The sequence below is a fragment of the Actinomadura napierensis genome, assembly GCF_039529375.1.
In the GTDB taxonomy this organism is placed as follows: Bacteria; Actinomycetota; Actinomycetes; order Streptosporangiales; family Streptosporangiaceae; genus Spirillospora; species Spirillospora napierensis.
This window is the reverse complement of the sequence record NZ_BAAAMR010000018.1, coordinates 42,745-67,585: the sequence shown is the minus strand read 5'-3', so window position 1 is coordinate 67,585 and position 24,841 is coordinate 42,745. Positions and strand designations below refer to the sequence as shown.

The window sequence follows — 24,841 nt, the reverse complement described above, 5'->3', positions numbered from 1 at the left end:
GCGGCGGGGCGGGAGAACGGGAGCAGGAATGACGCGGACAGCCACTGACGTGTGGACGGTGATGTCGACGGCGCGGACGATCCGCCGTTTCACCGACGAGCCGGTCGACGAGGCGACGTTGAACCGCTGCCTGCAGGCGGCGGCATGGGCGCCGTCCGGTGCGAACGCGCAGGAACGGCGGTTCATCGTGCTCCGGTCGCCGGAGTCGCGAGCCGTGGTCGCGAAGGCGGCGGAACAGTCGTTGCGCGTGATCGAACCGGCCTACGGGATGACCCGTCCTGATGATGACGACCACAGCCGCCGCGCACGAACCGCCCGGGCGACGTACGAGCTGCACGATCGCGCGGGTGAGTTCACGTCGGTGCTGTTCAGCCAGAAACGCTTTCCCACGGCCTCCGAGTTGCTGCTCGGCGGGTCGATATTTCCGGCGATGCAGAATTTCCTGCTGGCGGCGCGCGCTCAAGGACTGGGGGCCTGCATGACCAGCTGGGCCGCGTACGGAGGCGAGCCGCTCCTGCGCGAAGCCGTCGGAGTGCCCGACGACTGGATGCTCGCCGGGCACATCGTCGTCGGCTGGCCTCGAGGCAAACACGGCCCGGTGCGCCGCCGTCCCATGGCAGAGGTCGTCTACAAGGACCAGTGGGAGAGCTCCTGAGGCCCGGTGCCGCACGGCTCGCGCCCTAGACGCTCAGGTGGACCATGGCCGCGTAGAGCTGTTCGCCGGTCAGCGGGGGTTCCGGCAGCTCGTGCCGGTTCGTGGCCCGGAACGCGTCGATCATGAGGTGCAGATTGCGCCGCCAGGCTTGCGGCGCGGTGTGGCTGGTGGCTTCGAGGATGCGACCGTTCGCCCAGACCAGGGTGATGATGTCGGCCACGGTGAGGTCCGTGCGCACGTCGCCGTGCTGCTGGGCGCGGCGCAGGTTCGCCTCGATGAGGTGGTACAGCCGCTCGTGCATGGCCTCGGTGCGCTCGCTGGCCGGGAAGCGCATCGAAACGAGGTCGTTGAACCCGCGGTCGCCGGCCTGCATCCCGAACAGCGATTCGAGGAAGGCGCAGAAGCCCTCCCACGGATCGTCCATGGCCAGGGCGCGTTCGGCGGTCGTGACGAACTCCTCCAGCTTCGGCTCGAAGGCGGCCATCAGCAGATCGATGCGGGTCGGGAAGTGCCGGTAGAGCGTGCCGATCGCCAGGCCGACGTCGCGGGCTATCTGTTCGAGCGAGGCATCGACGCCGTGCTCGGCGAACGCGGTCTGGGCGGCGGCGATGAAGCGCTCGCGGTTGCGCTGTGCGTCGCGACGCCGCGGTCGGGCGGGAGCACCAGAGGACTCGGCGGGCGGCAGCATGCTCCGAGAATACCTACGTGAGGCATGCCTCACGTTCGTGGTACGGTCGGACGAACCGGAGGGGTGCCTCACCATAGGTGGGCCGCTCGACCACCGGAGGACGGGAGCACGCGGATGTCCGTGAATCGAGAGAAGGTCCGCTTCGCCAGTGGCGACGCCGAGTGCGGGGCCTGGCACTATCCGGGCACGAACGGCGGCTGTGTGATCATGGCGGGCGGGTTCGCGGTGACCAAGGAGCCGGGCACCGATCCGTTCGCGCACCGTTTCGCCGATGCGGGGTTCACCGTCCTGGCCTTCGACCATCGCCGTCTCGGGGACAGCGGGGGCCGGCCGCGCCAGGTGGTGCGCATCAAGGACGAGCTCGCCGACTGGAACGCCGCGATCGGGTTCGCGGCGACGCTGCCGGGAGTCGACCCGGCCAAGGTGGCGCTCTGGGGTTTCTCCCTGTCGGGCGGCCATGTCTTGCACGTGGCGGCGCGCGACCGGCGGGTCGCTGCAGCGATCGCGCAGACGCCGAACGCCGATTGCCAGGCCATCGTCCGCAACGCCGCGCGCTACCAGACGCCGCTGGCGATGTTGCGCCTGACGGGCCGGGGCGTCATCGACGCCCTCGGCGGTCTGGTCGGCCGGCCACCGCTGCTGGTTCCCCTCAACGGCGAGCGAGGGACCGTCGCGTTCCTCACCACGCCCGACGCGCTTGAGACCGACAAAGCGCTCAACCCCGGCAACCGGTACCCGGACTGGCAGCAGGAGGCCGCTGCCCGCTTCGCGCTGAGCCTCGGCTTCTACAGGCCCGGCCGCGACGCGTCCCGGATCACCTGTCCGCTGCTGGTCCTGGTCTGCGACCAGGACCGGTCGGCGCTCGTCGCACCGTCCGTCGCCGTGGCCGACAGTGTCGCCCGCGCGGAGCTAATCCGCTTGCCCGGTGGGCACTACCAGCCGTTCCTGAGCGGGCACGAGCAGGCCGTCGCGGCCGAATTGTCCTTCCTGCGCCGCCACCTTCTGGATCAGCCGCCGGCCGATTCCTGAGGCATGGCGGCTGCCGCGTCTCCGCTGCTCGGACGCGGGGTCAGAAGACGGGGTTGAGGGCGGCGGTCATGAACCGGTGGGGGGTGCCGGAGCCGTCGGCGGGGACGGTCCACAGGTCGGAGCCGTAGTCGCCGGGCAGCGAGTAGGCCACCTGCGTGGCGCCGACCCAGACGGCCTGGTCGTCGACGCTCCTGGTTTCGGCCAGCGGGGTCTCGCGCATGGTCCGCAGGTCGAGGACGGTGAGGCGCCACGGGTTCCCGCCCGCGGCGGACCGGACCCGCTTCTTGTAGGCGGCGCGGGTGCCGTCGGGCGACAGCGACGGGCACTCCACGTTCTGGTGCAGCGTCCTGACCTGGCGTTTCACCGTGTCGCCCGCGACGAGCCAGGTCCTGCCGCGGGTCGCGAGGGTCGCATAGAAGTGCTGGTCGTCGGCGAAGGTCACGCCCCAGAAGTTGACGTCCGCGGACCGGTAGGGCGCGCCGTCCTTGATCACGCCGTACTCCTCCAGGGACGGGACGAGGCGTCCGGTGCGGGTGTCGAGGAGGCTGGTGCGCGTGGAGAAGTTGGTGCCGCCGTAGGAGTCGCCGCTGACGAACACCGTCCACGCGGCCATGCGTCCGCTGGGCGAGACGCGGGTGCGGGAGGGGATTCCGGTGCCGTCGTACCGGCGGTGTTCGCGGAGCGACGCGTCCACCACCACGGCCTCGTAGGAAGGCGTCAGCCCGGCGCGGTTGCGCAGGCAGAGTCCCGTGCCCGCGGCGGCGTGGAAGCGGGCGCAGACCAGGCCGCTGTCGGCGCGCGGGCCGCCCGGTGACGCCGACGCGACGCCGGCCAGATGGTCCTTGCCGGGCCCCATCCGCATGTCGCGGAAGACGATCTGCCCGGGCGTGCCGAGGACGATCCGCGCGCCCGCACCGGTGTGCGCGGGGCGGCGGGCGGCGGCGTGCAGGGTGTAGCCGGTCGCGGCGACAGCGAGCAGGACGGCGGCGCCGAGCACGATGAGCAGGCGGGTCCGCAGCGTCACGCGTCCGCCTCCAGCCGGTTCCGCGCGGCCGGTCGCCGGGCGCTGAGCAGGGCGGCTGCGCACGCCCCGGCCGTCGCCAGCGACACCGCGCCCGCCCACAGCGCGGTGTGCGGACCCCACCACGTCCAGGCGGCACCGAACGCCAGCGAGCCCCCGAACCGGGCCAGCGCCTGTCCCGTCTGCAGGACCGCCAGCCCGCCGGCGCGGGTGCCCTCTGGCAGCAGCGGTCCCGCTATCGCCATGAGGACGCCGTCGGTCGCCGCGTAGAACGCCCCGTGCAGGGCCAGGCAGCCCGCCACCAGCGCCGCGCCGCCGAGCGGGGAGAGCAGCAGCCCGTAGACCAGCAGCAGGAAGGCGTGCCCGGCGAGGAAGACGCGGCCGCGCCCGGCCCGGTCGGCGACCACGCCCAGCGGGACGGCGAGCAGCAGGTACGTCGCCGCCGTGCCGACCGGCAGCAGCGGGAAGTAGCGGACCGGCAGGTCGACCGCCCGCTGCAACAGAAGGTAGATGAACGCGTCGCTCACCGTGGAGACGCCGAGCAGGGCCGCCGCGGCGCACAGCCGCGCGAACCGCGCCCGGCGCAGCACTCTCAGCGTGGCCCGCACCGACCCGCCCGCCGCCCCGTCCCGGTCGCGGACGAACAGCCACAGCACCAGCAGGCCGAGGACCGCGAAGCAGGAGCTCGCCACGAACACCGGGTCGTAGTCCTGGTGGGCGGCGCTGAGCACGGCGAAGGCGACCAGCGGGCCGAGCAGCGCGCCGGTGGTGTCCATGGCGCGGTGCAGCCCGAACGCGCGGCCCTGCGCGCCCGGCGGGCTGGACAGCGAGATGAGCGCGTCGCGGGGCGCCGTCCGCACGCCCTTGCCGACCCGGTCGGCGACCAGCACCGCCGCGACCGCGGGCACCGACGCCGCCGCCATCAGCGCCGGCTTGGACACGGCCGACAGCGCGTACCCGGCGCCCGCGACGAGCTTGTGCCGGGCGCGGCGGTCCGCCAGGTGCCCGCCGGCGAGCCGGACGAGCGCGCCGGCGCCGCCGTACAGGCCGTCCACGAACCCGAACGCCAGCGGCGACAGGCCGAGCCCGGCCACGAGATAGAGGGGCAGGACGGCGGTCACCATCTCCGCCGACACGTCGGTGATCAGGCTGACGGCGCCGAGCGCGACGACGTTGGGGGCCACGAGCCGCAGCGCGCGCCGTCCAGCGCCGCGCCGTCCCGCGCCGCGCCGTGCCGCGTCCCGCCGTGCGGTGCCTCCCGCCGCGTCGGCGACACGGCCTGCGGACAGGTACATGCGAACCCTCCTCGCGGGGAGCCGCGGTCCCGGGGCCGTGCGCGGTCGCGACGCCCCCGGGACCGTGGTCGTCACTGCCAGATCGCGGTGATGGGAGAGGCCGACGCCGCGTTCCCGGCGTGGGTGGTGCCGTACATGTCCTCGATGGTGCGCAGCAGGTTGTAGTGGTTGTACTGGGTGGCGTCCGCGCCGGTCTTGACGTGGGCGCCGTACACGACCGCCGGGATCCGGTTGCCGGCGAGCCCGTTGTCCTCGTCGAAGGTGACGATGAGGACGCTGTTGTGGGTCTTGGCCCACTGGGCGTAGCCGTCGAGCTTGCTCTTCAGCCACGTGTCACCGGTGCTGACCGAGCAGTCGTGCATGTCGTTGCACAGGTTCGGCACGACGAACGACACCGTCGGCAGCGTGGTGTAGTCGGTGGGCCACTGCGCGAACGTGTGGCCCGTGGACGCCGGCAGGTTGCTGAAGGAGAACCACGGGTTGTGCTTGCGGGCGTACTTGCCCGAGCCGCTGCTGCACGCCGTGGACCCCTCGGACGGCAGGCCCTCGTTGTAGCTGCCGAACGTCCGGCCGGCGGTGCGGACCTCGGCGCCGAGGTTCGCCTTGCTGTAGGGGGACCCGGGCGGCGGGCAGGTGTCGTCGGTGATGCCCTGCGTGCTGCCGGAGAACAGCGCGAAGTAGTTCGGCTGGCTTGGATGCGTCTCCGCGTAGAAGTTGGTGAGGTTGGCGCCGCCGTTCGCCAGCGAGGTGAAGTAGGGCGCGCTGGAGGAGCCGATGACCTGCGAGTACGAGTGGTTCTCGAAGATCGCCACGACGACGTGGTCGGGGGTGGGCACGGTGGCGGCGTGCGCCTCGCGCCGCGCGCTCGTGGCGGTCAGCGCGATCGCGCACGCCAGCGCGGCGAGCGCGGCGGCGAGGACGATCGGCAGCGGCCGGCGCGACGCCGGCCATGGGGCAGGGAAGTGGGCGTTTCGTTCGGGCACGGGGGCCTCCTGCGAATGCGTCCGCTGCCGGGCGACGGGGGTGAGCCCGGCGACCGAAAGATGTCACCGGCGCTCCTCGGTGCCGGGACGATAGCGGGACGCCCCGAAGGCGCCTTCCTCAACGCTCGATGAACGCCCCGCCGTTTCGGCCGTCCGTTCCGCACCCCTCGCCCGACCGCCACCCCCCGAACCCGACCCGCCGCTTGGGGGCGGGTCGCTGTGCGTGGCCGTTTATGGGTGGCGTTCGGTGGCGAGTTCGCTGAGGAGGGCTCGGGTGCGGCGGGCCGAGGCGGCGGGGTCGGGGCCGGCGCGGACGATGTTCGCCCAGATGTCCGTGGCTCCGGCGTCCAGGAGGGACCGCAGTTGGGCGCGTACCGAGGACTCGTTGCCGACGATGGCGGCGTCGGCGGGGGACGCGGCGCCGCCGAGTTCGAGGATGCGCTGGTAGTTGGGCATGCCGGCGTAGGAACCGGCCGTCGCGGCGACCGCGTTGCGGGCTTCGGTGACGTCGTCGTGGACGGCGATGGGGAGCCCGGCGACGATGCGGGGCGCGGGTCGTCCCGCCTCGGCGGCCGCCGCGTGGATGCGGGGCGCGATGTGGCCGTCGATCGCCTTGGCCGGAGCCATCCACAGCACGGTGCCGTCGGCGTACTGGCCCGCGACGCGCAGCAGCCTGGGGGAGAGGGCCGACAGCAGGACGGGGACCGGGTGGGGGAGAGGGACCATGCTGCCGGCGCTGTGGGCCGTCCAGTCCTCACCGTCGAAGTCCACGTCCTGGCCATGGAGAAGGGCCGCAAGGATCTGGATGTACTCCTCGGCATTTCGGCCCGGACGGTCGTAGGACATGCCGTACACGCCGCGGACAACGGACTCGTGGGAGGGGCCGATGCCGAGCGTCAGCCCTGGACGGCCCATCGTGGCTGCGGCCGAGGCGGCGCGGTTCGCCTGCAGCAGCGGATGGCAGGGATAGGTCTGCAGGACGGCGGTGCCGAGTTCGATCGTCGAGGTCTCGCGTCCGGCGAGCGCCATGGGGGTCAGCGGGTCGCCGGTCACGATGCTGGCGTACCAGAGCGAGGAGAAGCCGTCGGCCTCGGCTCGCTTCGCCTGCTGGACGATCTTGTCGGGGGTCGACGCGCCGCCGGTCAGGCCGATGCGCATGGGAGTCCTCCCTTGCCGGTGCGCCCCGTACGGAAGGTTTCGGCCGGGCGGGGCGAAGCACTCGTGGTCATCGCGGGGCTCTGGACGCGTCGGTCAGTGGACGACGACGCGTACGCGTCCGAGGTTGGGGATCGTGGCGAACGGGGTGGCGGTGTCGCCGTCGCGTTGGGCGGTCGCGCGCAGGGCCGAGTAGTAGGTGCCGGGTTTGCGATAGGTGTAGGTCTGCCGGACGCGCACGTCGGTGCGGGGACGCCCGAAGGCCGAGGACGTGAACGTCCCGGTGCCGGTGAAGTCCCATCCGGTGGAGACGATCTTCCCGGTTCCGGGCGCGGCCTGGATGGTGGCGGTGAAGGTGACCGGCTTTCCGGCGGGGACGTCGATCCGGCGACGGCCGTTGGCGGTCAGATCGACGACGGGCTGGATGCCGTGCCGCTGCGCCGCGGTCGCCGGGACGGTGACCTGGCCGCCGGCAACGCTGTAGCGGGTCGAGCGAGGGGGCGGTACGCCCTTTTCGGCCCATGCGCTGACGTCGCGGAGCGCCTGCTGGAGGATGCCGGTGTAGTCGAGCAGGTTGGTCTCGTGGGCGCCGATGTGGTCGGCGTTGTCGTTGTACCAGACGCGGAACTCGTCGTCATAGCGGCTTCCCAGGGCCTGTTTCACCTGCTGGGCGTACCAGTCGGCGTCCCAGGGGAAGGCGTCGGTGTCGAGGAGGTTCGCGACCTCGATGACCTTGCCGGTGATCTTGCCGGTGTGCGTGCCGCCGCCGCTGACCTCGCCGGAGATGACGGGCCCGACCTCGATGGCGCGCTGCGGATAGATCGGTTCGCCGGCGGAGTCGCGGAACTGGTCCCAGGCCGAGAAGCCGGGCCGCGCCGGGACCTGGTGGCGGTGGTAGGTCAGCAGCGCCAGGTTCCACCGGTTGTCGATGCGCAGCTTGCCGCCCGCGCTGACGGCGTCGAGCGTCTCGGACGAGTTGCCTGCGCCGATGGTGAAGGTCTTGGTGGCGGGATCGAGTGAACCGGTGAGTGCGCCGATCGCCGACCCGTCGGCGCGGTAGGCGGTGAAGTCGAAGCCGGTCTTGTTCGGGTCCGCGGGTGCGCTGCTGAGGGTGAGCTTGGTCGGGACGTCGTGGGCGTCCCGCTCTACTGCGGTGATGCCGGTGGTCTGGTCGGTCCGAGCGGCGCGGATCAGGTCGCCCAGGGGTGATCGCTCGGTGCCGAGGTATCCGGGCTTGCTCCAGAAGTCGTCGGCGTAGGTCGGGTCCATGGCGCGGACGGTGCCGGCGAAGCCGAGCAGCCCTTGCGCATCGTCCAGCCCGAGCACGTAGGAGTAGTTCTCCCAGGCCCGCAGCGGGATGCCCATCCGGGTGACCTCGCGCAGCACCGCCTTCTGCGTGCCGGTGAGACCGGCGTACGGGTTTCCGGATCCGCCGGGGCGCACCGCGTCGGCGATCTGCGGTGCCTTGCCGAGCAGCACCAGCCGGGCGAAGGCGCGGACGAAGAAGTTGTTCGGGATCGAGGTCGGCACTCCGGGGATGAACGGCACCGCGCCGTCCCACACGCCGGTGGTGTTCTCCATCGCGCCGATCGTCATGTACGAGCCGCCGCTGCCGCCGTAGATGTAGCCGTGGATCCGGCGGGACGAGCGGTAGTACTTCGCGGCGACGGTGCGGGAGAACTTGGCGGCGGCCGCGTCGGCGCGGTAGCCCTCGGTGCCCGAGGTCTGCACGGTGTAGGCGCCGCTGTCGGCCCCGAAGGCGATGGACGGGGAGTCGGCGTTCTCGTTCTGCAGCGGGTAGACGAGCTGGAAGAACCTGCCGTCCCAGCGGCTCGCCTGCGGGAGGTAGAGGTTGAACTTGACGCTGGTGCCCTCGAAGTGCCCGGACACCTGGTGGTGGGGCACCGGGGTGGTCAGGTCCTTCTCGCCGTCGATGACCGGGTGCGCGTAGAGCGGGTCGACGCAGTCGGCGGTGACCTGCACGGGGCCATTGGGCTGCGGCTGGGCGCACTGCGGAGGTGGTGCGGCTGTCGCCGGCGTGCCGGACGCCATTACCGCGCAGAGAAGGACGGAACCGCCTACGGCGAGTGCGCGAAGCTCGATCATCGGGAGCTCGTCGGGGCCGTGGACGACCAGCGGGATCCGGGCTGTTCCAGGGTCAGGGGCCGCTGGTAGGACAGGTCGCCGGTGTCGCGCGTCCCCTTCAGGTAGCCCTGGTCGGTGAAGAACGGGGATTTCAGGACGGACGCGTCGGCGGTGAACATGGCTTCGACGGTGGAGCGGCGCAGCGCGATGCGCCAGCGGCCGTCGCGGCGTTCGAGGCGGTCGAGATAGCGCCCGTTGATGATCTGGGCGGTGCGTCCGTCCTTGCCGAGCAGGACGACGAGCGAGTAGCTCTCGCAGTGAGCGGTGTCGCCGTCGATGTCGCACGAGTGCGTGGTGATGTTGTGCAGGTGGGTCCGCGAGGTCGCGGCGTGCGCCGGGTTGACCCAGGTCGCGTAGTCGGCGCCGGAGTTGGTGGTGAAGCCGTGCTCGTCGGTGGCGTCGGGGTGGTAGGCGCTGGTGATGAGGTCGTCGTCGTGACGGTCGCATCCGCGCGCGTGGCGGGCGATGCAGTCGAGGATCTCGGCGCGGTCCTTGAGGTACCGCACGTCGCGCCGCAGCGCTTCCAAGTCGTCGGTCATCAGGCGACCGCCTCTTCGCCGACGAGGGTGGTGCGGTGCATCAGCCGCCGGGATGTGGGCTCGAACGGCAGGGCGCGGTGCAGCATTCCGGTGTTGTCCCAGATGACCAGGTCGCCGCGCCGCCACTGATGGCGTATGACGAACCGCGGTTGGGTCGCCCACTCCAGCAGCCGTTCCAGCAGTGCCCGGCCTTCCTCTCCGGGAAGCTCCACGACCTCGCCTGCGGTGGCTCCCACGAGCAGGGACTTGCGCCCGTTGCCGCGCGTCCAGACGAGCGGGTGGGTGCGGGACGGCACTCGTCCCCAGGCGGCGCGTTCCTTTTCGGACGGGTCGGGGTTGGCCCGCAGCTGCGCGGCGGCGAAGCTGTGCACCACCGTGAGCCCGTCGAGGCGTGCCTTCTCCGCCTCGGGCAGAGCCTGGTAGGCGAGGAAGGTGCTGGCGAACTCGGTGTCGCCGCCGGCCGGGTCGACCTCCCGGGCGGTGAGCAGCGTGGCCTTCTGCGGGATCTGGATGGTGGCGCCGTCGATGTGCCAGTGGAAGTTCCCGCGCCGGTAGACCGCCAGGGCGGCATTGGTCTTCGCCGGATCGAGCGTGATCGTGTCGATCTCGGGGTGGCGGTGCTCGCTGGTCTTGGCGATCTCGGGCTCGCCCAGGAGGCGGGTGAACGCGACGAGGTCGTCGTCGCCGATGTCGAGCTCGCGGTAGATCAGCACACCGTGCTCGGCGAGCAGCTCCTGGCAACGGTCCGCGGCTTCCCGGTCCACCAGCTGGTCGCCGGAGGCGCCAGTGATCTCCATGCCGAACGGGCTGAGCGGGGTGAACGCAGCGGTCATCGCACCTCCAAGGTTGTTGTACGACCGTATAAGAATGCATGCTGCCGTTCAAGAGAGCAAGACTCTCGTCAGACGCCGGCCGGGCCCGGGCCGCCATGGACGTAGAGGGTCTGGCCCGAACAGAAGCTGGAGGCGTCGGAGGCGAAGAACAGGACGCCGTAGCCGATCTCGTCGGGTTCGCCGAGGCGTCCGGAACCGTTGGTCATCGCGATGGCCTCGGGGTCGAGGCCGTGCCGCTCCGCCTCGTCCAGCAGCGTCGCCGCCCGGACGGCTCCCACGGCGATGGCGTTCACGCGGACGCCCTTGCGCGTCCAGGCCGCCGCCAGGGAGCCGGTGAGGTTGTTCATCCCCGCTTTCGCCGCGCCGTACGGCGCTGCTTGCGGCATGGCGAGCAGGCTTGCGCCTGACGAGATGTTCACGATCGCGCCCTTGCCCTGGGCGAGCATGGGCTCGGCGGCGGCACGGGACAGGAAGAACACGCTGCCGAGGTTGAGCGCCATGACGTGGCGCCATTCCTCGTCGGTCCATTTCATCGGCGACTTGGTCTGCGCGCCCCCGGCGTTGTTGACGAGGATGTCGAGGCGGCCCATCTCGTGGAGGGTGGTGTCGACGAGCCGCCGGCACTGGCCGGGGTCGCTGACGTCGGTCGGAACGGCGAGGGCGCGCCTCCCCAGCGCCCGGATCTCCTTCGCGGTGGATTTCAACGGTTCCGGACGGCGCGCCGCCAGCACGACGTCGGCACCGTGCTCGGCGAGCACCAGCGCCGTGCCACGGCCGATTCCGGTGCCGCCGCCGGTGATGACGGCCACCCGGCCGTCCAGGGAGAACCGGTCGCTCATGTCACTGCACCTCCGTTGACCCCGATGACCTGGCCGGTGACGTAACCGGCCTCGTCCGAGCACAGGAACGCGCACATCGCGGCGATGTCGTCGCCGGTGCCGAGCCGCCGCGCCGGGATCATCCGGGCCAGCACGTCGGAGCCCGGCAGCAGCTTGGACTCCTGAGCGGCGCGCAGCAGCGGCGTGTCGACCGTGAACGGCGGGATCGTGTTCGCGGTGATGCCCTTCGCGGCGTATTCGAGTGCGACCGTCTTCGTCAGGGCGATCACGCCGCCCTTGGACGCCGCGTAGTGCGCCTGGCGCAGCGAGCCGGTCTGGCCCGCGGCCGACGAGATCGTGACGATCCGGCCCCAGCCCCCGGCCGTCATGTCGGGGATCGCCGACTGCAGGCAGTTGAAGGTCCCGGTGAGGTTCACGGCGATCGTGCGGGCCCAGTCGCCGGCACCGACCTGCTCGAAGGGCAGGAACCCGGAGACGGCCGCGCTGGTGACCAGGATCCCGATCGGCCCCAGCCCGGCGCGCACCTCGTCGAAGGCCTTGTCGACCGCGGCCCGGTCCGCCACGTCGACCTGCACCGCGACCGCCCGGCGCTTCTTCGCGCGCAGTTCGCCGGCCAGGCGTTCGGCGGCGTCTCCGTCGAGGTCGAGGACGGCGACGTGCCGGTCCTGGCGGGCGAGGTGCTCGCAGATCGCCAGGCCCAGCCCGGAGGCGCCGCCGGTCACCACCGCTACACGACTCAAATCGTTCCTCCGTTTCGACGGCTGGCCCTTTCCGAGCCGAAACACCTGTGCTATACGGATGTATAGCAAGTGACTATACGACCGTACAACACCGGCCCGAGGAGAAACAGTGAGCGACGACGGCCTGTACTACGACCCCTATGACGTCGACATCGACCGCGACCCGTACCCCACCTACCGGCGGCTGCGGGACGAGGCGCCGCTGTACTACAACGAACGCTACGACTTCTGGGGGCTGAGCCGCTTCGCCGACGTCGACGCGGCCCTGAGGGACGTCAAGCGGCTCAGTTCGGCCAAGGGCGACATCCTCGAAGTCGTCAAGGCCGATCCGGTCATGCCGTCCGGGGTGTTCATCCACGAGGACCCGCCGCAGCACACCGTCCACCGCGCCCTGGTCTCGCGGGCTTTCACACCGCGGCGGATGAGAATGGTGGAAGAGAAGGTGCGCGCATTCTGCGTCGCGTGCCTGGAGCCGTTCACCGGCTCCGACGGATTCGACTTCGTGACCGATCTCGGGGACGAGCTGCCCATGCGGGCCATCGGCATGCTGGTCGGCATCCCCGACGTCGAGCAGCCGAAAGTCCGCGACCACGCCCAGCGCAACCTGCGCAACGAACCCGGCAGGCCGCTGCCGATCAACAAGGAGCAGTACTTCGACGGCGGCATGTACGCCGAGTACGTGGCGTGGCGGGAGAAGAACCCCTCCGACGACCTCATCACCGAGCTGCTCGGCGTCGAGTTCGAGGACGTCGACGGCACGGTCCGCCGGCTGACCAGGGACGAGATCGTGACCTTCCTGACGGTGATCGCCGGCGCCGGGGTGGAGACCACCGGACGGCTGTTCGGCTGGATGGGCAAGGTCCTGGCCGAACACCCCGACCAGCGCCGGGAACTCACCGCCGACAGGTCACTGATCTCGAACGCGATCGAGGAGCTGCTGCGCTACGAACCTCCCGGGCCGCACGTCGCGCGCTACGTCGCCGAGGACGTCGAGTACCACGGCACCAAGGTCCCGGCCGGTTCCGCGATGCTGCTCATGGTCGCCTCGGCCAACCACGACGAGCAGCGCTTCGACGACCCCGACCGCTACGACATCCACCGCAACATCGGCACTTACGTCACGTTCGGGCACGGCGCGCACTACTGCCTGGGGGCGGCGCTGGCCCGTATGGAAGGACGCGTCGCCCTCGACGAGGTGCTGAACCGCTTCCCCGACTGGGAGATCGACATGGCCGGCGCCCGCCGGTCGCCCACCACGACGGTGCGGGGCTGGGACTCGATGCCCGCGATCATCGACCAGAGGTGACCGCCGCGCTGCGGGCGCGCTCAGTCGCGCCCGCCCTCCGGCTCCACCGAGTCGAGGAACTCCTCGAACTCCTTCACCACCTCGGCGTGCGCGGACGCGATGCCGACGCCCTCCTCCAGCCGGATCAGCTTCGGGATGCCGGTCACCAGGAACAGCAGCGTCCCCTGTGACAGGGGCCCGAGGGTGACGGGCCGGTCGCGGATCGCCTCGTCGAGCGCGTCGACCTGGAGCCGCCGCACCCGCTCGGTCCACTCGGTGATCTCCGCGCGGATCGATTTGCGGTGGTTGCCCAGGGCGAGGAACTCGGTGGTGAGCGCCGCCGCGGACTCGTCGCGGCTGTAGTCCCACAGGACGTGCAGCGGCTGGTCGGCGCGGGTGCGCAGCGCCTCGGCCAGCTTCTCCAGGTTCTGCTGCGATCGCCGCCGGATGGCCGCGACGAACACCTCGTCCAGGGTCGGGAAGTAGTACTGGACCAGGCCGGGAGTGACCTCCGCCTTGGCCGCGATGGCGCGGTAGCTGACGCTGGCGTAGCCCGCCTCCAACATCAACCGTTCGACGCAGTTGAGTATGAGATCCCGCGTCTTGGATGTCTCGGTGCCCACGCGCCGGGGGGATGCCATGCACGACCTCGCTCTCACGCTGCACGGGCATTGTTGCAGACCGGCAGGTCACGTCCGGTGAGCGGGCGAGTAAGGCGACGGGCGCAGGTTCCTGAACGACCTGCGCCCGCGGCCGGGGAAACGCTCAGCGCGTGGGGGCCGCGCCCCACGTCGCGGGGGAGTGGAAGGCCTCCAGCTTCTTCTCCGGCGGGACGATGCGGTGGCTGCGGGACTGGATGGACACGTCGTGTCCCTCCGCGGCCTTGCGCAGTGCGCCGACGGTGGCCTGTTCGCGTGGGATGTGGGTGAAGGGGTCGAAGTTGTACCAGCGCATGGCGTTCTGGTGGGTCATTTTGTTGATCTCGTTGTCGGGGACCTGGCAGCGTTCCAGGACGGTGTGGAGTTCTTCGGGGGCGCCGGGCCACATGGAGTCGCTGTGGGGGTAGTCGGCTTCCCAGCAGATGTTGTCGATGCCGATGTCGTGGCGCAGCCGCACCCCGAGGGGGTCGCTGATGAAGCAGGTCAGGAAGTGCTCGCGGAACACCTCGCTGGGCAGTTTGCCGCCGAAGTCCTGCAGCGTCCAGGTGGCGTGCATCTCAAAGGTCCGGTCGACCCGCTCCATGAAGTAGGGGATCCAGCCGGTGCCGCCCTCCGACAGTGCGATCTTGATGTCGGGGTACTGCTTGATCACCCGTGACCACAGCAGGTCGGCGGCGGCCTGCACGATGTTCATCGGCTGCAGGGTGATCATGACGTCGGGTGGGGAGTCGACCGCCGGGATCGACAACCGGCCCGACGAGCCGATGTGGACGTTGAGGATGGTGCCGGTGTCGACCAGTGCCTGCCACAGCGGGTCCCAGTGGTCGCTGTGGAAGCTGGGGTAGCCCATCGCGGCCGGGTTCTCGCTGAAGGTCAGCGAGTGGCAGCCCTTTCCGGCGACCCGGCGGACCTCCTGGGCGCACAGCTGCGGGTCCCAGATCACCGGCAGCGCCATCGGGATGAACCGGCCCGGATGCGCCGCGCACCACTCATCGATGTGCCAGTCGTTGTAGGCCCGCACCAGCGCCAGGGAGAAGTCGGAGTCCTCGGTGGCGAACAACCGCGCCGCGAACCCCGGGAACGACGGGAAGTTCATCGACGCCAGGATCCCGCCGGCGTTCATGTCCTTGACCCGCTCGTTCACGTCATAACAACCCGGCCGGATCTCATCCAGACCCTGCGGCTCCAGGCCGTACTCCTCCTTCGGCCGCCCCGCCACCGCGTTCAACGCGACGTTCGGGATGACGGTCTCGCGGAACTTCCACATGTCGCTGCCATCGTCCTGGTGGACCAGCCGAGGGGCCTCGTCCTGGTACTTCTTCGGCAGGTGGTTCACGAACATGTCAGGCGGTTCGACGATGTGGTCGTCGACGCTGATGAGGATCATCTCGTCGCGGTCCATGGCGCCTCCCTTTCCTCGGCAGGTCACGGCGCGCCGGGCCGCCATGGCTCGCACGGCCGTCCCCTGATCGCGATCGGAGCCCTGGTCTCACTAGAGAGAATCAGCCTCTTATGCAAAAATCAAGGCCCAATATTATACGTATGTACAGGATTCCTCGGCGCGTTTATCCTTCCAACCTGAGAACGATCATCTCCCAAGCAGAGAGGACGATGCGCATGGGGAAGGTCGCGTTCACCACGGGTGCGGCCCGCGGGCGGGGACCCAGCCACGCGCTACGGCCGGCGCAGGGGGACACCGACATCACCGCGGCCGACCCGCGCAAGGACACCACGTCTGAACCGGACGGCGAGGAGAAGATCCACGTGAGCGCGAAGATCCCTAACGACGACGACCGCAGGAAGAACGGGTACCACTTCGACAGGCACGCGCCCGAGTACCGGCAGCGGTTCGAGGCGATCACCCAGGAGCTGCACAGCCGCTGCCCCATCGCCTGGTCGGACACCTACGGCGGGCACTGGGTGGCCGCCGGCAACCGCGAGGTGTTCGAACTGGCCGCACGGTCGGTCGAGTACCTGTCCAACGACCACGACGTCCGCAACGAACGGCGCGGCTACAAGGGGATCACCATCCCCACCTCCGAGTTCGCGTCTCAGGGCGGGTTCCTGGAGATGGACCCGCCCGAGCAGCGCCACTACCGGCAGGCCCTCAACCCCTACCTGTCCCCGGCGGCGGTCCAACGCTGGATTCCCCTGATCGACGAGGTCGTCCGCGCCTGCATCGACGAGAAGATCGAGGACGGCAGGATCGACTTCGTCGAGGACCTGGCCAACGTGGTCCCCGCCGTGTTCACGCTGGCCATGATGGGGATCCCGCTCAAGAAGTGGGCCCTGTACAACGAGCCCGCCCACGCGTCCATCTACACCCCGCCGGACTCACCCGCGATGCATCGGGTCCTGGAGATGCTCATCGAGATGCACCAGGATCTGCTCGCCACGCTCGCGGACATCCGCAGCAATCCACGCCCCGGACTGGTGGACGCACTCATCAACGCCGACATCAACGGCAAGAACCCGCCCGACGACGAACTCGTCGGCGTGCTCACCCTGCTCATCGGCGGCGGCTTCGACACGACCACCGCTTTGACGGCCCACGCACTGGAATGGCTCTCGGAGAACCCGGCCGAACGGCAGCGCCTGCACCGCGAACGGGACACGCTGCTGGACTCGGCGACCGAAGAGTTCCTCCGCTTCTACACCCCCGCCCCCGGGGACGGGCGCACGATCTCCGCCGACTGCGAGGTCGCCGGCACCCGCTTCAAAGAAGGAGAGCGCCTGTGGCTGTCCTGGGCCATGGCGAACCGTGACCCGGCGGCGTTCCCGGACCCCGACGCGATCCACCTGGCGCGCACGGGCAACAGGCACGCCAGCTTCGGCCTCGGCATCCACCGCTGCATCGGCTCCAACGTCGCCCGCACGGTCTTCAAGCGGATGCTCACGCAGGTGCTCGACCGGATGCCCGACTTCGTCTGCGAACCCGAGGGCGCGGTGCACTACGAGACGATCGGCATCATCAACGGCATGCGCAACCTCCCGGCGACCTTCACCCCCGGCCCCAGACTCGGCCCAGGGCTCGACGAAACCCTCGACACCCTGCAGCGCGCCTGCGACGAACAACGCCTGGCCGAACCCGTCACCAAACGCAAAGCAAAGGCACAACTGTGACCTAGACGGAGGTGAAGGGGCTCGCACACGAATGCCGCGACCCCGGCGATAGCACCCGCGGCGACGATCGAGGCCCGGGCTCCACAGAGCGAGACCAGGAACCCGCACCGCGACGCCGACAAGCAACCCGAGCCTTCCGCAGGCCAGGACGCAACCCGAACCCGCGGAGGCGTGAGTCCCAGCCAGCAGAAGGCAAGCGGCACCGAGGGAGCACGAGCGCCCCGCACCCGGCCACGGCCAGGCGAGGCCCACCGAGCACCGGCAGCACCGCCCGGACCGATGCCGTCATCAGAGGAGTGCACAGCGAGGCCAGCGACAACACGATAAGCAACACCGGCCGCGAGCGCGCCGGAGATGAAGGCCCCACCACACTGGCCGCCGAGACCGCACTGACCATCATGACCGCGAGGCCGCTCATACCCTCCTTGAACCGGACGACGATCGACGTGGTCAGCAGCCGGCGAGCGAGGGACGGCGGAGCAGTCGGCGATAAGCGGCTACGAGCCCGGCCGATCACTCACCGCGCGATGGCCGGGCCGGGCCGCCGACGCGGGTGATGCGTCCACTGCCGGTTCGGCGGGCGGTGACGGCCGTCCGCGACGACGGAAATGTCGGCATCCAGGTTGCTGAACTCCTCGGACCAGACGCCGGCGGCCGTCGCGAGGCGGGTGGGCATGACGTCGGTGCGGACGCGGGCTCGCGAAGCTCCCAGCGTTACGTACTCGTGGTGGACGCCGTCCAGCGTGTCACCGCTGGGACGGTGAGCCGGTTGGGTTGAATGGGCCGGTGTCTATGACTACTCGCAGTGACGACCGTCGCGGATATCTGGCCGACCTCGCCGAGGGAGTCGAGCGGTTCTTGGAGCCGCGTCGCGCCGACTGCCCGTGGTGCGGAGGGCGTGCGCTGGTCACACGGCTGGTCTCGCCCGACATCGTGCAGGTCAAACCGGGAAGCTTCACTTTGGAGGAATGTCGCACCTGCGGACATATCTTCCAGAACCCTCGGCTCACTGCTGAGGGGTTGGAGTTCTATTACCGGGACATGTATGACGGTCTCGGCGAGAAGGACACCGAACGGGTCTTCAGATTCACCAGCAAGATCTACCGGCGCCGTGCCCGCATGGTGCGCCGGCACGCCAGCCCACGGACCTGGCTGGATATCGGTACGGGTTACGGCCACTTCTGCCGCACCGCCCGCACGATCCTGCCCGACACCCGGTTCGACGGCCTGGACCTGGGCGCCGGTGTGCTGAAGGCGCAGCGGCGTGGCTGGATCACCCACGCCTATCAGGGATTGTTCCCCGAGTTGGCCGACCGGCTGCCCGACCCCTACGACGTGGTCAGCATGCACCACTACCTGGAACACACGGTGGATCCGCGCCGCGAGATCGCCACCGCGGCGGCGGTGCTGCGCCCGGGCGGCCTCCTGATAATCGAGGTCCCCGATCCCGGCAGCATCATGGGCAGGTTGCTGGGCCGGTACTGGGTGCCCTGGTTCCAACCCCAGCACCTGCACCTCATGCCGCTGGACAATCTCACCGCCGCCCTGACCGATGCCGGTTTCCAGGTCGTGGCGGTCGAACGGCAGAAGGCTGATATCGGCCATGACTTCGTGCTCGCGGCGCTGGTGGCGATCAACCTCCTGGGGCCTCGTCCTCGCCGCCCCTGGAAAGACGGACCGGTCACGCCGGTCGACCGTGCCCGCTTCACCGTGGCCATGGCGTTGATGCCCGCCGCACTGCTGACCGGTTTCGTCCTCGATCTGACCGTCCGCCCGCTGCTCCCGCGCCGTAGCAACGCCTACCGGGTGCTGGCGGCAGCACCGCGGCGCGGCCGGCCTTGATGGCCGGCGGTTCCTCTGCGGCATCCAGGCGGGGTCGTTTACGTTTTCGTTGAGCGAGAGAGGCCGGCGTTATCGCGATGACGGGCGGACAGACCCGCCAGCATCAGGCGAAGGCTCTGCTCGTGGTTGAGCTAGGCGGCTGTTTGGAGTGGCGTCGTCCGCGGCCTCGTCAAGCCGGTCTCGATCGTTGAGGATTTGATGGATCTGGTGCGTGGTGTCCATCCCGCCGGAGATCGTCCCGGATCTGCAAGCACACCTGGACGAGTTCGCCGAGGACGGTCCGGACGGCCGGGTGTTCGTCGGTCCCCGTGGCGGCCCGCTGCGGCGCTCGGGCTTCCGGCGCATCTGGAACAAGGTGCGGGCCGACGTTGGTCTTCCTGATCTGCACTTCCACGACCTTCGCCACGTCGGCAACACCCTGGCGGCCACCACGGGCGCGAGCCTCAAAGAGCTGATGTCCCGCCGAAGAGATCTTGAGAAACAGTAAGGCCCAGGTGGGGAAACAGGGTTCCTGCCTGGGCCTTCTCAGTGGGAGCGGGCGACGGGAATCGAACCCGCGTAGCCAGTTTGGAAGACTGGGGCTCTACCATTGAGCTACGCCCGCGAGATGGAGGGTGGCGGGGCCCTCGATCGCCAACCGTAGCGTACAGGGTGGCCACGGGCGAACGGGTTCGCGGGGCGGTCCGCGGGCGGAATGCCGGGTCGGGCGAGGCGGACGGGCCTGATCGGCACTAGACTTCACGGGTCGTCGGGAACGGCGGCGGTCGCGGGCTGTAGCGCAGTTTGGTAGCGCACTGGCTTTGGGTGCCAGGGGTCGTGGGTTCGAATCCCGCCAGCCCGACCGGAGGGCGTAGCGCGGTCATGCCGCGCGGGTGCCGGTGTTGGGTTCGTCCACCGTTCGTGTGCGGTCCGCCTGGGCGGCTTCGGCGGGGTGGCGCGTGGTCAGGAGGATCGCCGTGCCCGTGTCGGCGAGGGCGCGGAGGGTGGTCCAGATGCGGTGGACCGTTCCAGTGTCCAAGCCGGCCACCGGGTCGTCCAGGAGCAGCACGTCCGAGCGGTTCAGCAGGGCGAGTGTCAGGTCGAGGACGCGGCGTTCGCCCGCGTCCAGGCGTTCGAACGGGGTCGAGGAGCGGGCGGTGAGGCCGGTCCGGCGCAGGGCGTCGTCCCTGGTCAGCGGGTCGAAGGTCCAGCGGCACCAGGCGTCGACGATCTGGGCGACGGTGAGGCCGGGGAACAGGCCGCCTTCCCGCCAGACGCCGCCGAGGCGCAGGCCGTCGCGGTCGGTGTAGGGGTCGAGCCCCTTGACGCGGACGGTGCCGGACAGCGGGCGGCGCAGGCCGGCCGCCGCTTCGAGGAGCGCGGTGTTGCCGGAGCCGGCCCGGCCGAGCAGGGCGTGGATCTCCCCTGCGGCGACCGTGAAGGACTGGGCGGTGGACGGGCCGTCGGGGACGCGGAGCCCGGTGGCCTCGATCACTGCTCTCATGCTGCTCCTCCCAAGATCACTTGTCGTTGATTCAACGGGGAAGCCGCCCGTGTTTGCTTCCTGAGCTGGGGTTACGTTCGTGGTCTGTAAGAACTTCCAGCCGGAGGGGGAAGCATGAAAGCGGTGCAGTACCGCGAGGTGGGCGGGGCGCCGGAGGTGGTGACCGTGCCGGATCCCGAACCGGGGCCGGGGCAGGTGCTGCTGAAGGTCACCGCGGCGGGCGTGTGCCATTCCGACATCGCGGTCATGAGCTGGCCGGCGGACCAGCTGGCGTTCCCGCTGCCGCTGACGCTCGGGCACGAGGGCGCCGGGACGGTGGAGGCCGTCGGCGAGGGCGTCGAGGGGATGACGCTCGGCGAGCCGGTCGCGGTGTACGGGCCGTGGGGGTGCGGGGTGTGCGTGATGTGCGCGCAGGGCAAGGAGAACTACTGCCTGCGCGCGGACGAGCTGGGCATCCGGCCGCCGGGCCTGGGCGCGCCGGGGGCGATCGCCGAGTACCTGCTGGTCGACGATCCGCGGCACCTGGTGCCGCTAGGCGGTCTCGATCCGGTGCGCAACGTTCCGCTGACGGACGCGGGGCTGACGCCGTACCACGCGATCAAGGGGTCGCTGCCGAAGCTGGTGCCGGGCAGCGCCGCGGTGGTGATCGGGACGGGCGGCCTCGGGCACGTGGCGATCCAGGTGCTGCGGGCGCTGAGCCCGGCGCGGGTGATCGCGCTGGACGTGTCGGAGGACAAGCTGGAGCTGGCCAGGACGGTCGGCGCTCACGAGACGGTGCTGTCGGACGAGCGGGCGACCGCGCGGGTGCGGGAGCTGACCGGGGGCCTCGGGGCCCAGGCGGTGTTCGACTTCGTCGGGGTGGGGCCGACGGTGGCGACGGCGACCGGGGTCGCGGCGGTGGAGGCGGACGTGGTGATCGTCGGGATCGGCGGCGGCGTCGCGCAGGTGGGGTTCGGGATCTTCCCGTACGACGCGTCCGTCCGGGCGCCGTACTGGGGGAGCCGCGCCGAGCTGGTCGAGGTGCTGGAGCTGGCGCGGGCGGGGGTCGTGGACGTGCACGTCGAGACGTACTCGATCGACGAGGCGCCGGAGGCGTACGAGCGGCTGCACGCGGGCCGGGTCAACGGCCGCGCGGTGATCCTGCCGAACGGGTGAACCCCGGCGCACCGGCGGGGACGGACGCCGGTGCGCCGGTGATCCTCAGAGGGTCCGGGCGTGCGCCGCCGCGACCGCGATCGCCTCGGCCCGGCGCTCCGGGCGGCGGTGCCCCGCGTTCGCGACGGCGCCCTTGCCGCCCGCGCCGCCACCGACCTCGCGCGCCGCGTCGGTGAGCAGGTCGCGTGCCCGGACGCCGGTCCGGGGCCCCACCGCCGCGACGAGCTGCGCCTTCCCGCCGGAAGCGGTGCCGAGGACGGCCAGTCCGCGGCCGTCGCCGGAGGAGGCGATCGCCGACGCGAGGGCGCGCAGGTCCGCGGCGGGCATCGCGTTGACCTGCCGCGCGACGAGCCAGCCGGCGGGCACCGGCTCGGCCTGCGACGCCAGGGTCCGCGCCCGCGCGTCGAGGTCGGCGCGGCGCAGCGTGTCCAGCTCCCGCTGCGTGTCGGCGAGCAGGTCGAGGCGCTGCCGCAGCCGGTCGGGCGCCTGGTCGGGGCGGACGTTCAGCAGCGCGGCGAGCTCGGCCAGCAGTGCCCGTTCGTGGTCGAAGTGCCGCAGGGCGTCCGGGCCGGTGAGCGCCTCGATGCGCCGCAGTCCGGTGCCGATGGACGACTCGCCGACGATGTGCACCGGCCCCGCCTGGGACCCGTGCCCGACGTGGGTGCCGCCGCACAGCTCGCGGGACGCGTCGCCGATGTCCACGATGCGGACGTCCTCGCCGTACTTCTCGCCGAACAGCGCGAGCGCGCCCGCCGCCTCGGCGCCGGCGCGGGACGTCTCCCACACGCGGACCTCGGGGTCGTCCGCCAGGTACTCGTTGACGAGCGTCTGGACGGTCCCGATCTCCGGCACGGCGGAGAAGTGCGCGAAGTCGAACCGCAGGCGGCCGGGCTCGACGCGGGATCCGCGCTGGGCCGCGTGGTCGCCGAGGACGCGGCGGAGCATCGCGTGCAGGACGTGCGTGGCGCTGTGGGACCGCGCGGTCGCGGCGCGCCGGTCCGCGTCCACGACCGCCTCCGCCTCGTCACCGGGGCGGACCTCGCCGTCCACCATCCGGACGGTGTGCACGTGCAGGCCGTCGATGCCGGAGCGGGTGTCAAGGACCTGTAGGACGGCACCCGGCGTCCGGATCGTGCCGGTGTCGCCGACCTGGCCGCCGCCCTCCGCGTAGAACGGGCTGCGGTCGAGGATCACCTCCAGTTCGTCGCCTTCGCTCGCGACGGGGACGAGGCCGGTGCCGTCGAGGAGCGCGACCACCCGCGTGTCCGCGGTGGTGGAGGAGTAGCCGACGAACGCGGTCCGGCCGTGTTCGCCGACGACGCGCCGGTAGAGGTCCTGCCGCGCGACGGCATCGCCCTTCCGGTCCCGGCCCGCCTGCTGCGCCCGGCGCCGCTGGTCCTCTAGCAGTTCGGCGAACGCGTCCTCGTCGACGGTCAGCCCCGCAGACCGCGCCGCGTCGAGCGTCAGGTCGATGGGGAAGCCGTAGGTGTCGTGCAGTTCGAACGCGGTCTGCCCGGAAAGGGTGGAGTCCGCCCGGGAGATCGCCGATTCCAGCAGCCGGGTGCCCTGCCGCAGCGTCCGCTCGAACCCGTCCTCCTCCGCCGTGACGACCCGCTCGATCAGCTCGGACTGCCGCTCCAGCTCCGGCCACGCCGTGCCGAGGTTGCCGATGACGCTGCCGGTCAGGGACGCCAGGACGGGATCGTCGATGCTGAGCCGGCGCGCATGCCGGATCGCGCGGCGCATGAGGCGGCGCAGCACGTAGCCGTGCCCGTCGCGTGCGGGCAGGACGCCGTCCGCGATGAGGAACGCGATGGACCGCGCGTGCTCGGTGACGATGCGGAACGACATGGACTCCTCGCTGCCGTCGCGTCCGGGGTATGCGCGTCCCGCGAGTTCCTGGACGAGCCGGAGCGTCGGTGACAGCAGATCGGTCTCGCACACGGTGTCCACGTCCTGCAGGACCGCCGCGAGCCGGTCGAGACCGAGGCCGGTGTCGATGTTCTTCGCGGGCAGCTCGCCGACGATCGGGTAATCGCCCTTACCGGTCCCTTCGCCGCGCACATTCTGCATGAACACGAGATTCCAGAGTTCCTGGTAGCGCTCGCCGTCCACCGCGGGCCCGCCCTCGCGCCCGAACGCCGGGCCGCGGTCGTAGTGCAGTTCGGAGGACGGCCCGCAGGGGCCCGGAACGCCCATCGACCAGTAGTTGTCCGCCATTCCGAGCCGCTGAATGCGCTCGGACGGGACGCCGAGCCGGCGCCAGAGGTCCTCCGCCTCCGCGTCGTCGAGGTAGACGGTGACCCAGAGGCGTTCGGGGTCGAGGCCGTAATGGCGGGTGAACAGCTCCCATGCCCAGGCGACGGCCTCCGCCTTGAAGTAGTCGCCGAACGAGAAGTTGCCGAGCATCTCGAAGAACGTCGAATGCCGGGTCGTCCGGCCCACGTTCTCGATGTCGGACGTCCGCGCGCATTTCTGCACGGACATCGCGCGCGGGTGCTCGGGCGCCGTGTCGCCGAGGAAGTACGGCTTGAACTGGTTCATGCCCGCGTTCGTCAGCAGCAGCGTCGGATCCGAGGGGATCAGCGAACTGGACGGGACGGTGCGGTGGTCGCGTTCCCGGAAGAAGTCCAGGAAGGTGGAACGGATGTCAGGAGAGCGCATGGGACGGCCTCACGAGGTCGATGGGATGACGGCGCACACCGCCGAGCCGGGCCGGGCACGACTGCTCGTTCCCCAGCTCGGCGCGGCTAGCTCGCCGCCCCACCTCGTGAAAGACCATCGGACGATTTCCCGTTCGCGAATACCTGTGCTGCAACGCTACTCGACGCAACAGCGCCGCCGCACGCGAGATTCCACCGCGCCGCGGCGGGCTCTACTGCGCGAGAAACCTCATTCAGGGGACGGGTCGGTCGTGCGGGCGTCGTAGGCGGCGCGGGCGGTGTCGATCTCGGCGAGGTGGGACTCGGCCCAGCCGATGAGGCTGATCGCCGCTTCCAGGAGGGTCGCGCCCATGGGGGTGAGCGCGTAGTCGACGCGGGGCGGCACCACCGGGTACACGGTGCGGGTGACGATGCCGTCGCGCTCCAGGCCGCGCAGCGTGACGGTCAGCATGCGCTGGCTGATGCCCTCGATCTCGCGCTTGAGCTCGGTGAACCGGAGGGTCCGCTCGCCGAGCAGCGCGATCACCTGGAGCGACCACTTGTCGCCGATGCGGTCGAGGATCTCGCGGCCCCGGCAGCCGGCCACGGTGTGCTCGGGGAAGTTCATGGTTCTCTCCAGGTGACCGAGGCAGGAAACAGTGCCTTCTTGTGCCGTTGGCGCGGAAGTCCGCACCATGGAGACGGTTCCGAAAGAGAACCGCCTTACTGT

General features: G+C 70.6%; 22 protein-coding genes and 2 tRNA genes. 8 read left to right on the top strand and 16 right to left on the bottom strand.

Annotated elements, in window-relative coordinates:
- Positions 1 to 28 precede the first annotated feature (28 nt).
- A complete protein-coding gene (locus ABD296_RS12935; RefSeq protein ID WP_344265513.1) occupies positions 29 to 655 on the top strand; it encodes a nitroreductase family protein in 627 nt (208 codons plus the stop codon).
- 25 nt (positions 656 to 680) lie between these two features.
- On the opposite strand, the gene ABD296_RS12930 is transcribed toward ABD296_RS12935, so the two are convergent.
- Positions 681 to 1,343 carry a TetR/AcrR family transcriptional regulator gene (locus tag ABD296_RS12930; protein ID WP_344265510.1) on the bottom strand — a complete coding sequence of 221 codons (663 nt, stop codon included), beginning with the start codon at positions 1,341 to 1,343 and terminating at the stop codon, positions 681 to 683.
- Between the two features lie 120 nt (positions 1,344 to 1,463).
- Between ABD296_RS12930 and ABD296_RS12925 the strand changes: the two genes are divergently transcribed.
- Positions 1,464 to 2,372 (top strand): alpha/beta hydrolase, encoded by a 909-nt coding sequence (locus ABD296_RS12925; protein WP_344265507.1) that lies wholly within the window; start codon positions 1,464 to 1,466, stop codon positions 2,370 to 2,372.
- A 40-nt stretch (positions 2,373 to 2,412) separates the two neighbouring features.
- Here ABD296_RS12925 and ABD296_RS12920 read toward each other — a convergent pair whose 3' ends face one another.
- The 9 genes from ABD296_RS12920 to ABD296_RS12880 form a co-directional block, all read right to left on the bottom strand.
- Positions 2,413 to 3,396, bottom strand: coding sequence for a TolB-like translocation protein (locus ABD296_RS12920; RefSeq protein ID WP_344265504.1), 984 nt, complete (start codon positions 3,394 to 3,396; stop codon positions 2,413 to 2,415).
- The gene (locus ABD296_RS12915) at positions 3,393 to 4,688 is read right to left on the bottom strand and encodes an MFS transporter (protein ID WP_344265502.1); all 1,296 of its coding nucleotides are present in this window, start codon (positions 4,686 to 4,688) and stop codon (positions 3,393 to 3,395) included. The genes ABD296_RS12920 and ABD296_RS12915 overlap by 4 nt, the downstream gene beginning before the upstream one ends.
- Before the next feature lie 71 nt (positions 4,689 to 4,759).
- Positions 4,760 to 5,671 (bottom strand): alkaline phosphatase family protein, encoded by a 912-nt coding sequence (locus ABD296_RS12910; RefSeq protein ID WP_344265500.1) that lies wholly within the window; start codon positions 5,669 to 5,671, stop codon positions 4,760 to 4,762.
- 231 nt (positions 5,672 to 5,902) lie between these two features.
- A complete protein-coding gene (locus ABD296_RS12905) occupies positions 5,903 to 6,829 on the bottom strand; it encodes a TIGR03564 family F420-dependent LLM class oxidoreductase (RefSeq protein WP_344265497.1) in 927 nt (308 codons plus the stop codon).
- Between the two features lie 93 nt (positions 6,830 to 6,922).
- On the bottom strand, positions 6,923 to 8,809 hold the full coding sequence (locus ABD296_RS12900) for a PKD domain-containing protein (RefSeq protein WP_344265494.1): 1,887 nt from the start codon (positions 8,807 to 8,809) through the stop codon (positions 6,923 to 6,925).
- Between the two features lie 119 nt (positions 8,810 to 8,928).
- A complete protein-coding gene (locus ABD296_RS12895; protein ID WP_344265491.1) occupies positions 8,929 to 9,510 on the bottom strand; it encodes a nuclear transport factor 2 family protein in 582 nt (193 codons plus the stop codon).
- Complete coding sequence (locus ABD296_RS12890; protein ID WP_344265489.1) at positions 9,510 to 10,343, bottom strand: TauD/TfdA dioxygenase family protein; 834 nt, start codon at positions 10,341 to 10,343, stop codon at positions 9,510 to 9,512. The genes ABD296_RS12895 and ABD296_RS12890 overlap by 1 nt, the downstream gene beginning before the upstream one ends.
- Positions 10,344 to 10,411: 68 nt before the next feature.
- A complete protein-coding gene (locus ABD296_RS12885; RefSeq protein ID WP_344265486.1) occupies positions 10,412 to 11,182 on the bottom strand; it encodes an SDR family NAD(P)-dependent oxidoreductase in 771 nt (256 codons plus the stop codon).
- Positions 11,179 to 11,922 (bottom strand): SDR family NAD(P)-dependent oxidoreductase, encoded by a 744-nt coding sequence (locus tag ABD296_RS12880; RefSeq protein ID WP_344265483.1) that lies wholly within the window; start codon positions 11,920 to 11,922, stop codon positions 11,179 to 11,181. Before ABD296_RS12880 ends, ABD296_RS12885 begins: the two co-directional genes overlap by 4 nt.
- A gap of 109 nt (positions 11,923 to 12,031) precedes the next feature.
- On the opposite strand from ABD296_RS12880, the gene ABD296_RS12875 reads away from it, so the two are divergent.
- Positions 12,032 to 13,228 carry a cytochrome P450 gene (locus ABD296_RS12875; RefSeq protein ID WP_344265481.1) on the top strand — a complete coding sequence of 399 codons (1,197 nt, stop codon included), beginning with the start codon at positions 12,032 to 12,034 and terminating at the stop codon, positions 13,226 to 13,228.
- A gap of 20 nt (positions 13,229 to 13,248) precedes the next feature.
- On the opposite strand, the gene ABD296_RS12870 is transcribed toward ABD296_RS12875, so the two are convergent.
- Together ABD296_RS12870 and ABD296_RS12865 are read right to left on the bottom strand one after the other, a co-directional pair.
- On the bottom strand, positions 13,249 to 13,830 hold the full coding sequence (locus ABD296_RS12870) for a TetR/AcrR family transcriptional regulator (RefSeq protein ID WP_344265479.1): 582 nt from the start codon (positions 13,828 to 13,830) through the stop codon (positions 13,249 to 13,251).
- A gap of 142 nt (positions 13,831 to 13,972) precedes the next feature.
- Positions 13,973 to 15,268, bottom strand: coding sequence for an amidohydrolase family protein (locus ABD296_RS12865; protein WP_344265476.1), 1,296 nt, complete (start codon positions 15,266 to 15,268; stop codon positions 13,973 to 13,975).
- A 215-nt stretch (positions 15,269 to 15,483) separates the two neighbouring features.
- On the opposite strand from ABD296_RS12865, the gene ABD296_RS12860 reads away from it, so the two are divergent.
- From ABD296_RS12860 to ABD296_RS12850, 3 genes are all read left to right on the top strand, one after another.
- A complete protein-coding gene (locus tag ABD296_RS12860) occupies positions 15,484 to 16,989 on the top strand; it encodes a cytochrome P450 (RefSeq protein WP_344265473.1) in 1,506 nt (501 codons plus the stop codon).
- Positions 16,990 to 17,781: 792 nt separating this feature from the next.
- A complete protein-coding gene (locus ABD296_RS12855) occupies positions 17,782 to 18,831 on the top strand; it encodes a class I SAM-dependent methyltransferase (RefSeq protein WP_344265470.1) in 1,050 nt (349 codons plus the stop codon).
- A 214-nt stretch (positions 18,832 to 19,045) separates the two neighbouring features.
- Complete coding sequence (locus ABD296_RS12850; RefSeq protein WP_344265467.1) at positions 19,046 to 19,318, top strand: hypothetical protein; 273 nt, start codon at positions 19,046 to 19,048, stop codon at positions 19,316 to 19,318.
- Positions 19,319 to 19,364: 46 nt separating this feature from the next.
- Here ABD296_RS12850 and ABD296_RS12845 read toward each other — a convergent pair.
- Positions 19,365 to 19,435 (bottom strand) — tRNA-Gly (locus ABD296_RS12845).
- Between the two features lie 163 nt (positions 19,436 to 19,598).
- On the opposite strand from ABD296_RS12845, the gene ABD296_RS12840 reads away from it, so the two are divergent.
- A tRNA-Pro gene (locus tag ABD296_RS12840) sits at positions 19,599 to 19,672 on the top strand.
- An 18-nt stretch (positions 19,673 to 19,690) separates the two neighbouring features.
- On the opposite strand, the gene ABD296_RS12835 is transcribed toward ABD296_RS12840, so the two are convergent.
- The gene (locus ABD296_RS12835) at positions 19,691 to 20,314 is read right to left on the bottom strand and encodes an ATP-binding cassette domain-containing protein (protein WP_344265464.1); all 624 of its coding nucleotides are present in this window, start codon (positions 20,312 to 20,314) and stop codon (positions 19,691 to 19,693) included.
- Positions 20,315 to 20,428: 114 nt separating this feature from the next.
- On the opposite strand from ABD296_RS12835, the gene ABD296_RS12830 reads away from it, so the two are divergent.
- The gene (locus tag ABD296_RS12830; RefSeq protein ID WP_344265461.1) at positions 20,429 to 21,469 is read left to right on the top strand and encodes an NAD(P)-dependent alcohol dehydrogenase; all 1,041 of its coding nucleotides are present in this window, start codon (positions 20,429 to 20,431) and stop codon (positions 21,467 to 21,469) included.
- A 45-nt stretch (positions 21,470 to 21,514) separates the two neighbouring features.
- Here ABD296_RS12830 and alaS read toward each other — a convergent pair whose 3' ends face one another.
- Both alaS and ABD296_RS12820 read right to left on the bottom strand, forming a co-directional pair.
- Positions 21,515 to 24,133 carry an alanine--tRNA ligase gene (gene alaS, locus ABD296_RS12825; RefSeq protein WP_344265458.1) on the bottom strand — a complete coding sequence of 873 codons (2,619 nt, stop codon included), beginning with the start codon at positions 24,131 to 24,133 and terminating at the stop codon, positions 21,515 to 21,517.
- Positions 24,134 to 24,361: 228 nt separating this feature from the next.
- On the bottom strand, positions 24,362 to 24,739 hold the full coding sequence (locus tag ABD296_RS12820) for a winged helix-turn-helix transcriptional regulator (RefSeq protein WP_344265455.1): 378 nt from the start codon (positions 24,737 to 24,739) through the stop codon (positions 24,362 to 24,364).
- Positions 24,740 to 24,841: the final 102 nt, after the last annotated feature.

Excerpts from the sequence above, each read along its gene's own strand:
- ABD296_RS12935 (WP_344265513.1), top strand. The coding sequence starts at position 29 with ATGACGCGGACAGCCACTGACGTGTGGACGGTGATGTCGACGGCGCGG.
- ABD296_RS12930 (WP_344265510.1), bottom strand. The coding sequence starts at position 1,343 with ATGCTGCCGCCCGCCGAGTCCTCTGGTGCTCCCGCCCGACCGCGGCGT.
- ABD296_RS12915 (WP_344265502.1), bottom strand. The coding sequence starts at position 4,688 with ATGTACCTGTCCGCAGGCCGTGTCGCCGACGCGGCGGGAGGCACCGCA.
- ABD296_RS12905 (WP_344265497.1), bottom strand. The coding sequence starts at position 6,829 with ATGCGCATCGGCCTGACCGGCGGCGCGTCGACCCCCGACAAGATCGTC.
- ABD296_RS12895 (WP_344265491.1), bottom strand. The coding sequence starts at position 9,510 with ATGACCGACGACTTGGAAGCGCTGCGGCGCGACGTGCGGTACCTCAAG.
- ABD296_RS12890 (WP_344265489.1), bottom strand. The coding sequence starts at position 10,343 with ATGACCGCTGCGTTCACCCCGCTCAGCCCGTTCGGCATGGAGATCACT.
- ABD296_RS12885 (WP_344265486.1), bottom strand. The coding sequence starts at position 11,182 with ATGAGCGACCGGTTCTCCCTGGACGGCCGGGTGGCCGTCATCACCGGC.
- ABD296_RS12865 (WP_344265476.1), bottom strand. The coding sequence starts at position 15,268 with ATGGACCGCGACGAGATGATCCTCATCAGCGTCGACGACCACATCGTC.
- ABD296_RS12860 (WP_344265473.1), top strand. The coding sequence starts at position 15,484 with ATGGGGAAGGTCGCGTTCACCACGGGTGCGGCCCGCGGGCGGGGACCC.
- ABD296_RS12855 (WP_344265470.1), top strand. The coding sequence starts at position 17,782 with ATGACTACTCGCAGTGACGACCGTCGCGGATATCTGGCCGACCTCGCC.
- ABD296_RS12835 (WP_344265464.1), bottom strand. The coding sequence starts at position 20,314 with ATGAGAGCAGTGATCGAGGCCACCGGGCTCCGCGTCCCCGACGGCCCG.
- ABD296_RS12830 (WP_344265461.1), top strand. The coding sequence starts at position 20,429 with ATGAAAGCGGTGCAGTACCGCGAGGTGGGCGGGGCGCCGGAGGTGGTG.
- alaS (WP_344265458.1), bottom strand. The coding sequence starts at position 24,133 with ATGCGCTCTCCTGACATCCGTTCCACCTTCCTGGACTTCTTCCGGGAA.
- ABD296_RS12820 (WP_344265455.1), bottom strand. The coding sequence starts at position 24,739 with ATGAACTTCCCCGAGCACACCGTGGCCGGCTGCCGGGGCCGCGAGATC.